This window comes from Bradyrhizobium sp. MI1.4 (genome assembly GCF_055811315.1).
This window is the reverse complement of record NZ_JBVVPP010000058.1, coordinates 38576-48309: the sequence shown is the minus strand read 5'-3', so window position 1 is coordinate 48309 and position 9734 is coordinate 38576. Positions and strand designations below refer to the sequence as shown.

The window sequence follows — 9734 nt, the reverse complement described above, 5'->3', positions numbered from 1 at the left end:
ACCTGCATAACATCCTCCTTCGCTGCAGTTGACGCTTGAGATTCCACCGCGGCAAGGGCGGGGTCCATACCATTGGCCCGCTCTCCCTCTCCTCGACGACATTGGCCTTCAGCTCGAGTGTCGCCGGCTCGAGCCTCGCACGCTCGACACCCATAGCACCCCCCTTGTCGCTGCGGCGGGCCCGTCGCCGCGCAGCATTCGTTGAAGGAGGGCCGTGGCCTCGACGAGTTGGCCGGCACGCGTGAGGCGGGTCGCTTCGCGAACTACGTCTGGATTGAGCATCGTTTCACCTCATTCTGTCGGCAAGAGCGGCTTTGACCGCCGGAGTGGCATGAAGGGCACCCAGCACCGAGACCGAGGCGATTGTGGCGCGCGCCAGCTCAGGCGTGACGTCTTGATCGATGATCGCCAGGCCGAGAACGTTGATGTGCAGCATCTCCCCGGCGCGCCGCGCCCGTTCGAGATCGACGCGGGCATAATTCCGCAGCCCCAGGTCCAAACTGTTACGGGCCGTCGACTGCTTGATCACGTCTGCGTGCCGCTCGAGCTGGTTGCGGATCGCGGTCCGAATGAAATCGGTGCGGTTTGAGTAGAACCCTTCCTGCACCATGAGATCGACTTGGCCGAGGTCGACATAGCCTAGGTTGATCGTGATCTTCTCCGTATCGGGACCCCGGGGTCGCAGTTCCCGTACATTGTCAGTCATCGGTACACCCCCTTTGACATCCATTAGGATGGCTACTGGATGGTAAAAGGATGTTCATGGCTCGAATTTCAAGGGCAGACGTCCCTACCGCTGCTGCGCTTTTGGGACCGGATCTGCTGCCGTTTCGCGAACTTCCCGGGGTGCGACGAACCCTTCGTCCGGCGTTCACTTCCGCCCGAATCAAATTCGAGGGCTCGTTGTGTGGCCTGCTATCATCGTGGTCCAGAAGGAAGACGTCATGTCCACTTCCAAGAAGCCATTAGAACCCGATGATTTTCCGGTGACTGCCCAAGGAAAAAAGATCAAGAAGCAAGACGGCGAGCCCATCGTCACTACGAAGGATACTGAAACCGCCGCCGACTTGGCCGAGCGCATCAACGACGACGAAGCGCGCCGTGAGGAGGACACGTGGTCGGCCTAAGCGCGTTCCCTCAGTCCGGCAGAGCATCGATCAGCTTCAGCAATTGCTGGCGCTCCGGACCGCCGGCGCCGCTACGCAGGAATTGGCCGATATCCATATAGGAGACTTGGCCCCCTGAGCTGATGTTGGGCTGGTGTTTCACGGGCGTATTCGTCCGCGGATCTCGCGTCAGCGCCCAGACGTCACCATTGCTGCTTTCGTAGAGAACTCGCTCGGTCATACCGACCAATCGAACGGACGATCATCCGTTCCAGATTGTCCGAAGGCAGGTCCGAGCATCTGTGTCGATCCGGCAACTGCCATCAACACGGTCACGGGTTGGATGGACGGCTCAGGGGCGGGGCCATCGAATGGACTTTCGATCTGGCAGCGGGCACCCTCTCGTTTACCCACCCACTGGGGTGTAGAGTGCACACCAGTAACATCAGTAGGAGGGCGTGATGAAAACTGCCTTTCTTTCAACCCTGATCCTTGCACTTTCGACAAGCGCCGGCTTCGCACAACAGCCCGCGCAGTGCCGAAACTTCGAGGCTACAATTGCGCTTCAGATGACTAAAGAAGGTTGCTCAAGCCAGATCGACCTTTGCACTGTCGGAACAGTCATGAGCAACGAGCCCGCTCTAAGCGGCGCAACGTGGTTTTTCACGGCACACGCAATGGCCGAAATAGCGGGACTGCCTTCGTTGCCCAAAACACTGCAATCTTACGTGGGAACGGTGCTAGTCACGGCAAAAGGGGGAACATTCACGACCAGCACTGCTGGCGTGTACGAAACCGAGTCGCCGGCCTTCAGCCAACTGGATAAGATCGTCAAGGGAACCGATCGATTTAGCAACTCTAGCGGTCGCCTCATTTTCCTCACCGGCATTGGTCGGCAAGGCGGCGGATTTGATACGCACGCTCGCGGCGAGTTGTGCGTGAACGAGTAACCAGCCCGGTGCCCTACATGTTTTCGAGCGGATGGAGTAGGCTCGTCGCATGGGACTATTGACCTTCAGCATAAACGTCACCCTGGACGGCTGCGTCGACCATGAGGAGGGAATCGCCGACGATGAGACCCACGCGTTCTTCACCCGCCTTATGGACGAGGGCGGGGCGATGCTGTGGGGCCGCATCACCTACGAGATGATGGAGAGCTACTGGCCGGCGGTCGCTCGTGGCGACATGGAGGCGCCCCCAGCGATACGCGAGTGGGCGGTCAAGCTGGACGCCAAACCGAAGTACGTGGTGTCGTCGACGCGAACGGACTTCCCGTGGGCCAACAGCCACCACATCGCCGACGACCTGCGAACAGGCGTACAGAGGCTTAAGGACGTGACTCCCGCCGGCGTGCTCCTCGGAAGCGGCAAACTCGCTACCGAGCTGGACCGGCTGGATCTAATCGACGAATATCAGCTCCTCGTCCATCCCAGGATCGCCGGCCACGGCCCGACCCTGTACAAGGGGGGGCTGCCCAGTGCGCGACGGCTCAAGCTGGTCTCGGCGAAGCCGCTCCGTAGCGGCGCGGTCGCTATGCACTATCGACGCGAGCGCTGATTCGGAGCAGCCTCAACGCGTCCAGGGTCCGCTGTTGGCCCAAGGCTCCGGCTGAGGTCCACCGCGGCCCCTCAGCGAACATGGGCAGCTGAGGCAATGCCCACACTGCCCATGAGCTTATCGCCGATCAATTGCACTGCTTGGCCCTTAGCCGTAGGCTACCCAGTGGGCTAAACCGGCGGAAAAACCATGTTTGTCGAGACGCGCTATGTGACGAGCGGCGAGGTCTTTGTCGCCTACCAAATATCCGGACAGGACGGTCCGGATTTGCTCATGACGCCAGGCTTTGTATCGCATCTTGAGCCGTCATGGGAGAATCCCAACGCCGCGCGCTTCCTTAACGAGCTCGGCTCGTTCTCGCGACTGATCCGCTTCGACAAGCGCGGCACGGGTCTGAGTGATCGTGGCGTCGGTGTCCCGCATCTCGATGAAAGGATCGACGATATCCGCGCCGTGCTCGACGCCGCGGGTTCTAAGAGAGCGTACTTGTTCGGTGTCTCGGAGGGTGGGCCGATGTCGATCCTGTTCGCTGCGACTTATCCTGAACGGGTCGCCGGTCTCCTCCTGTTCGGCACGTATGCGCGCACGGTGGGCGCCTCCGTTCCATTTGACGATTTCACGGGGTTGGAGCGCGATATCCGATCCAATTGGGGAACCGGCAAGAGTCTGCCAAGTTTCTCCCCGTCCTCAGCCGCAGTTCCCGGCGCCATGGAGCGCTTCGCTAAGTTCGAGCGCTCGGCCGCCAGCCCGTCCGATGTTATCAACCTAATGCGTATGAACCGCGAGATCGATGTAACGGCCATCTTGGCGTCGATCCATGTTCCTACGCTGGTCATGCATCGGCGGGACGACGTACGCATTCGCGCACTCGCCGGCCGCGAGCTTGGAGAGGGAATTTCTAACGCACGCTACATCGAACTACCGGGTAGCGATCACCTTCCGTGGTCAGGAGATCAAGATCGGCTTGTCGAGGAGACCAGACAGTTCATGGGTGTTTCCGCTACTGCCGTCGAGGTTGATCGCGTCCTCTCGACTGTGCTGTTCACCGATATCGTCGATTCGACAAGGAGGGCCTCGTTGGTGGGCGACAGGCAGTGGCGTTCAACTCTGGAAGCGCACCATGCGGCGGTGCGTTCGGAACTGGAGCGGCATCGCGGACGCGAAGTTAAGACTACAGGCGACGGATTTCTGGCACTGTTCGACGGCCCGGCGCGCGCTGTCCGCTGCGCCCAGAGGATCGTCAGCGCGGTGCGGGCGCTCGATCTCGAAGTGCGGGCCGGCGTTCATACCGGTGAGGTCGAAATGATGGGCGACGATGTGGGCGGCATTGCTGTTCACATCGCAGCACGGGTAGCTCAGCATGCGAAAGCGAGCGAGGTTCTGGCGTCGAGTACGCTAAAAGACCTAGTGGCAGGCGCTGGCCTCAAGTTCGTCGATCAAGGGCCGGCCGAGCTTAAGGGTTTCACGGAGCCCATGCGCCTATTCGCAGCTGTCACCTGAATGAGTTCCGAGGTCGCGGATACCGATTTAAACAGCTGCGATACCATCGCCCGATGCCCACAAATGGACCACTGCTGACGTCCGCTCTTAATTTTGGCAAGTCCGCTAAGCGGATCGAGTCGGACGTCGGCCTTTGGCCGGCTTCTTGCATAACCACTGATTTGCGAATCTCCGTTCTTGCTTGCGCAGCAGCTCGGATGTTCTTCAAACGAAGCTTAATGCTTGCTCGCGAGATGCCAAATTCGTCAGCGACCGAATGCGTCAAGAGCCGGGACCCGCTCGCCGTAGGCGGATTTCCTCGGCAAGGAAGACCGCCCATGCGTGCGCAAAGGGCGGCCAACGCCTCGCAATGCCCTTTGTTCTGTTAGGCGGTTTTCAGCCTTGGCTCGGGCCACGTCAGGCGCCGCGGCAGAATGTACTCGACGTCAATGCTGATGCCGTCTCCGTTCAGGGGAGTCGCTGTGTAGACCGCAGAGACAGCCAATTCGAAGAAGCTCCCGATCGTGAGATAGCCGATTGTGAGCGCCGACTCTCCGCTTGGGGGACCGCCGAGCAGCAACTCCGCGATGCGGCAGCAATCGTCCATCGTCACCGCCAGCGGTGGAAGGGTGATGAGCTCGCCGGTGTGTTGAGAGATTTTAGCTGGATCGGCGAATTTGGGCTCGCGCCCAATAACGGCGCCCGCGTTGATCAAGGGTACGAAAAATTTCGCGACCTGCGCCGGCTGACCGGTGATATTTTGAATGTTGACCTCGGTTGCGTACACGCCGGGCCGGGCGCCTGCGGTACAGCAGCAGTTCGTCTCCGTTTGTCTGCCGCAAACGACCTTTACGCTGTGCACGAGGAACTCGGCTTGCGGCGGTACGGTGGTGGCGGCGAGCAATTCGCTGAATGGATGCGGAAGACGGTCACTTGCAGAGCCCGTTGCATTTTTGGCCATTTCGCTCTCCACGATGGTTTGCGGAAGGCGATCTACCCGCCGAACCTACGCCAGACTCGACGCAATCTTGTGAGAGGTGGCTCACACACTTGGAAGAAACCGCGACAGGCCAAAGTTCCTCGCAAGCAGTGCAACGGATCGTCAGGCGACGATCACTCGATTATCCTTTGAAGTGCGACAAGAGAAGCTAAGACGAGCACCAGGGCTCCGGCGAAGGTGATGTCAAGGAAAACATTATGCATGGCGCCGCATCTCCATTCATCGTTCCCCCAGCCACTTGTCGACCGGGCCGGGATCATCAAAGGCCCTCATCAGCCGTCGTTATCCGTTGCGCTTCAGTTCGACGATGAACCCTCCGACAGATCGCCAGAACCGGAGCGCTCGCAGGCTGGACAAGGCAGCCTCGCGCTGGTGCAGTATCTCCCTCGAGGAGCACTTGCTCCCCTTTAGGTGCCCCATCTATCGTGTTCGGCATTTCTGTAGGTGCGAATCGCGGTCAGCTCTCAACGACGAGGTTGAGCGATAACATCAACGCCGTTGTTCGAGCCGGGACTTCAAGGGTTCGAGGCTTGCCATCAGTTTTTCCTGCGCTTGCCCCAACCCTTCCTTCAAGCTGTCCAACAGAGACAATTCAGCGGCTGCAGGTGGAGTCGTGGCCTTGCCGTTCCTCGAGGGTTCGATATTCGTCTTTGACGCTGCATGATGAACAGCAATCTTTTTCGAACGCTCTCGGTTTGCGGGATTCGGCCTTATCGGTACTTCATCAACCGGCGCCGGAGTTGCTGTCCTGGGGGGAGGGACGACAGCTGCAACGGCTGCTTGTGGCCATCGTTCAGCAAACTCCAGAACGCTCGGCGGCGAGACAACCGTCGGCAAGCTCGTGTCGATAATGACCCGCTCTGGCAACCGTTCGGCCGAGGTTATCCTGATGGCTGGCCTGTCGGTCGAGCCACCGGTAGGTTCCGCCACTTGCTGCGGCAAACACCACCCCAATCCGATCAGCAATAGGACAAGGGCGCTGCCGACAAACCCGAAATATTTGATCAACGGCATGGGTCGCCTCCCATTCGAGACGACCTTGAAACCGAATCCTTAGTAGATCGCTAAAGATAGATTAAAAATGGAAACGTGGTTATCAGCGAGGTTGCGATGCAGAAGCGACGCCATTTGACCGAGGCTTGTGACTTTTGAACGACTTGGGGGGATGGCTCACCAAGGAGAGAGTGGAGCGTTCACCGCGTTGAGAGGACTCGCTCTCTCAAAGACGCCGTCGACGCCACCTCCGCTCCGCTCACTTGCTAACTAAGGGCTTCGATGTCGTCCAGATGCGAACAGTGCGCTGCTTGCGTGTGCGGCTCTGGAGCGAGCCTAATCGCCCAAGGGCCGAGTTCTTCCATAACAAGGGAACTGCGAACGGAGGCCCTGCCCTGGTGCTGCTGCATAACGGCTTGGCTGGCAAGCGTCCGCGCAAAGGTCTCCAAAAGTGCGATTTGCTGCCTGGCGTTTCGCTCGCGAGCGCGTGAAGGGATTTCGTCGACCGCCCGAGAACGCAACAAAAAGTCCTAGCGGTGAAACCAATTATCAGGAGCCATGAAGTCACGGCCAAGGATGACGGTTGTAGCGTGTGGTTAGATTCTCGGAAGGGCAAGCTCATGACTTGGAATCAGCAGCGTTTCACCGCACCTATAGTGATTTTGTGTTGGTCGGCCTTGAGCATTGCCACGCTTATCATGGTCGGAGCGTGGTGAGGCTAGGCTTCACCTGGTTGGCGCGCTATGCGTGAAGAATTCACTTCCTTAGTCTTCTTGGCGGTCGCATTTGGAGGCGTTGCTCTCCTCTGTTCCGGCTTGTTGGCCCTGATACTCGTGGGATAGACCACGGATTTACGCCCGCAACGCCACGTTGGACCGTCGCCTGCTGAAACTCGGCGGCAGGTCCGTGAAATGGTTCGGACGGAGCTGAGCCCGCCGAGGCTGAAGGGGAAGGGCAAGTCGTTAGTGAATGGTATTTTGCGAAGCGCATCTGACGAGCCACGGGAGCCCCTGCATTCACCGTCCGAATCTCAAGCTGTTCACGCGCGGCGTAAGCGTGAGCGGAAGGAGCGAAGGATTCGACCGTTAGACGTGGAAGAAGTCCAAATTGGCCAAACTGCTTGCTGTTACGGCCGTTAAGACGACTTCCATATCCGCCGAACCCTGGTTCTGAGCTCCCCCTGAACTGTTAACATAAACAATTGTGTCCGCGCCGTTTTGAATCCACGCGATACTGTGCGCAGCCACCTGCGTACTACCGGCTATTAAGCCTTGGACGGTCGTGGCTCCAGTGATACCCGAAATGTCGATGACGTCTGTCCCGTGAACGAAGTCGCTGATCGTGTCATGGCTTGCAACAGTCGACTCGGAAACGGCAGCAAAGACAAACTGGTCAGCTCCAGCGCCCCCTATCAGCGTATCGGCGCCAGCTGCGCCCCGAATAAAATCGTTCCCCGCTTGACCGTCCAACGTATTATTTCCAGCGTTGCCAATAATGACGTCAGCGAAACCCGAGCCACGAACAGCATTCACGCCGGTGAATGCATCTGTGCCGACGTCCGCAACATCGCCAGAGGCCGTTCCGTGGGAGTTGCCAGCGGCGAGATCTACGGTCACACCATCCAGAGCACTGTAGAATGCGATGCGGGTATTACCGTTGCCCGTGATAGTGTCATCGCCGGCCATCCCCTCAAACTCGTTGAAGGTACCGAAATCACCGACATTTGGCCCGGAGACGCCGAAATTGGTCGCGACATAAGTATCGGTGAAGGCGGTCCCGCGGACCGCTTCAATTGATCGAAGGGAGTCTGTTCCGATGGCAGCGTCACCTGAGACCGTGCCCAAAGCCATATCGACCTGAATACCTGAAGCCGAACCATCGTGGTTGTAGAATGCCCTGTCGAACCCACCTTTGCCGTCGATGAAGTCATTGCCGGCGCGCCCTGAAAAATCTTCCGCCGTACCACTCGGATTGGCAGAGCCGGTGATGGTGTCGGCAAATGACGATCCCGACACCGAGCCAACACCCGAGAAGGTATCGTTGCCCACTGACCCATCACCGGTTACTGTACCTGACGCGCCACTGGTGGTGCTGGTCCAGCCATTGAGACTTAAAGTAATCGTCACGGGGCCGGTTGCATTGGTGTAGATCAGACGGGTATTGCCGTTGCCGGTGATGATGTCGTTACCACCCATTCCTTCAAACTGATTGAGGTTGCCGTTATTGCCGATGTTGGCATAGGGAAGACCGGTTGCAGGATCGATAGCGCCGCTGACGCCGAAATTTGTGGCATCATACGTATCGACAAAATTGGTTCCTTGAATGCCTTCGATCGAACGCAAGGTGTCGGTGCCGCTCGAGGCATCGCCGATCACCGTTCCTGCCGCAAGGTGAACGCTGATCCCACCTGTTGTGAACGTTAGATTCGCGTATTGCGCCGTATCGAAGCCGCCGTTTCCATTGATAAGATCATCGCCGGCAAGGCCCATGAAGTTCTCGTTGGTGCCGCTTCCCGAAAAGACGTCGGCAAACATCGATCCCATGACCGCGTTGACACCGGTGAATGTATCGGTACCCACCGAGGCATCGCCGGTCGCAGTGCCCGCAAGGAGATCGACCGTCACGGCAGCGCTTGATTGCGTATATTGGAGTCGGGTGTTGCCATTGCCGATGATTGCATCGTTGCCGCCCATGCCTTCAAAATTATTGAAGGTGCCGCTCGATCCGGCATTGGTGCTGGTACCGCTGAAACCGGTGGCATCGTAAGTATCAGCGAAGTTGGTGCCGCGGACGGCTTCCACCGAACGCAGCGTATCGGTTCCGATCGTCGCCTCGCCAGTGACAGTTCCGGCCGCAAGTTTAACAGTTATGCCGGTGGTTGTGGTCACGTCGTTATTATAGATGGCGAAATCGTAGCCGCCGCGGCCATCGATCAGATCGTTACCAGCACGACCGTCATATTGCTCGAAAGTACCATTCGGATTGTCACTGCCCCGCAGCGCGTCGCCAAATGCTGACCCAATGACTGAATTGACGTTTGTGAAGGTGTCGTTGCCGACCGACGCATCGCCGCTCGCCGTGCGTGCGATAAAATCAACGATGACTGCTGCTGTCGCACTGACATAGGAAATACGAGTCAGAATCTCGCCGGAAGGATTGACCGTGCCGACGATGATATCATCTCCCCCCATGCCTTCGAAGCTGTTGAAGCCAATCGGCGTACCAGGGACTCCGGAGTTACCGCTGAAGCCGACCGCCGAGTAGTGGTCGGCAAAGTTGCTGGCTTGGATGGCTTCGATACCGATCAAAGTGTCGGTGCCGACACCTGGACCTGTCACGGTCCCTGCCGTCAGGTCGGCGGTGATGCCCCCGGTCGCGTCGACATAGACCGCCCGATCGACACCCGACAAACCGTTGATCGTGTCATTGCCGCCGAAGCCCTGGAATGCATCGTTCCCGGCGGCGCCGGTCAGGGTATTGTCGCCAGCGTCGCCGAGAATGGCGCCCGGCACGCCCACCAAATAGACCACTGCGCTGCTGGTGGTGGTGTTGCCGGCGGCATCGCTCACCCGTGCCGTCAGCGAGTTCGGGCCGTTGCT

General features: G+C 58.8%; 9 protein-coding genes. 4 read left to right on the top strand and 5 right to left on the bottom strand.

The window, feature by feature from the left end; genetic code table 11:
* Positions 1-286: 286 nt before the first annotated feature.
* Positions 287-706, bottom strand: coding sequence for a CopG family transcriptional regulator (locus tag AC0L23_RS34570; RefSeq protein WP_473358035.1), 420 nt, complete (start codon positions 704-706; stop codon positions 287-289).
* Between the two features lie 238 nt (positions 707-944).
* Between AC0L23_RS34570 and AC0L23_RS34565 the strand changes: the two genes are divergently transcribed.
* Positions 945-1127 carry a hypothetical protein gene (locus AC0L23_RS34565; protein ID WP_473358034.1) on the top strand — a complete coding sequence of 61 codons (183 nt, stop codon included), beginning with the start codon at positions 945-947 and terminating at the stop codon, positions 1125-1127.
* Between the two features lie 10 nt (positions 1128-1137).
* On the opposite strand, the gene AC0L23_RS34560 is transcribed toward AC0L23_RS34565, so the two are convergent.
* Entirely contained in the window at positions 1138-1347 is a 210-nt protein-coding gene (locus tag AC0L23_RS34560; RefSeq protein WP_473358033.1) for a hypothetical protein, read from the bottom strand.
* 220 nt (positions 1348-1567) lie between these two features.
* Here AC0L23_RS34560 and AC0L23_RS34555 point away from each other — a divergent pair, with 220 nt between their 5' ends.
* The 3 genes from AC0L23_RS34555 to AC0L23_RS34545 all read left to right on the top strand — a co-directional run bounded on the left by AC0L23_RS34555 (position 1568) and on the right by AC0L23_RS34545 (position 4163).
* Positions 1568-2056 carry a hypothetical protein gene (locus tag AC0L23_RS34555; protein ID WP_473358032.1) on the top strand — a complete coding sequence of 163 codons (489 nt, stop codon included), beginning with the start codon at positions 1568-1570 and terminating at the stop codon, positions 2054-2056.
* Between the two features lie 49 nt (positions 2057-2105).
* Positions 2106-2663 carry a dihydrofolate reductase family protein gene (locus AC0L23_RS34550; RefSeq protein WP_473358031.1) on the top strand — a complete coding sequence of 186 codons (558 nt, stop codon included), beginning with the start codon at positions 2106-2108 and terminating at the stop codon, positions 2661-2663.
* 189 nt (positions 2664-2852) lie between these two features.
* A complete protein-coding gene (locus AC0L23_RS34545) occupies positions 2853-4163 on the top strand; it encodes an adenylate/guanylate cyclase domain-containing protein (RefSeq protein ID WP_473358030.1) in 1311 nt (436 codons plus the stop codon).
* A 364-nt stretch (positions 4164-4527) separates the two neighbouring features.
* On the opposite strand, the gene AC0L23_RS34540 is transcribed toward AC0L23_RS34545, so the two are convergent.
* From AC0L23_RS34540 to AC0L23_RS34530, 3 genes are all read right to left on the bottom strand, one after another.
* Positions 4528-5103 (bottom strand): hypothetical protein, encoded by a 576-nt coding sequence (locus tag AC0L23_RS34540; RefSeq protein ID WP_473358029.1) that lies wholly within the window; start codon positions 5101-5103, stop codon positions 4528-4530.
* A gap of 528 nt (positions 5104-5631) precedes the next feature.
* On the bottom strand, positions 5632-6156 hold the full coding sequence (locus AC0L23_RS34535) for a hypothetical protein (RefSeq protein ID WP_473358028.1): 525 nt from the start codon (positions 6154-6156) through the stop codon (positions 5632-5634).
* Positions 6157-7220: 1064 nt separating this feature from the next.
* The coding region (locus AC0L23_RS34530; RefSeq protein WP_473358027.1) for a M10 family metallopeptidase C-terminal domain-containing protein at positions 7221-9734 on the bottom strand (2514 nt) is incomplete at its 5' end.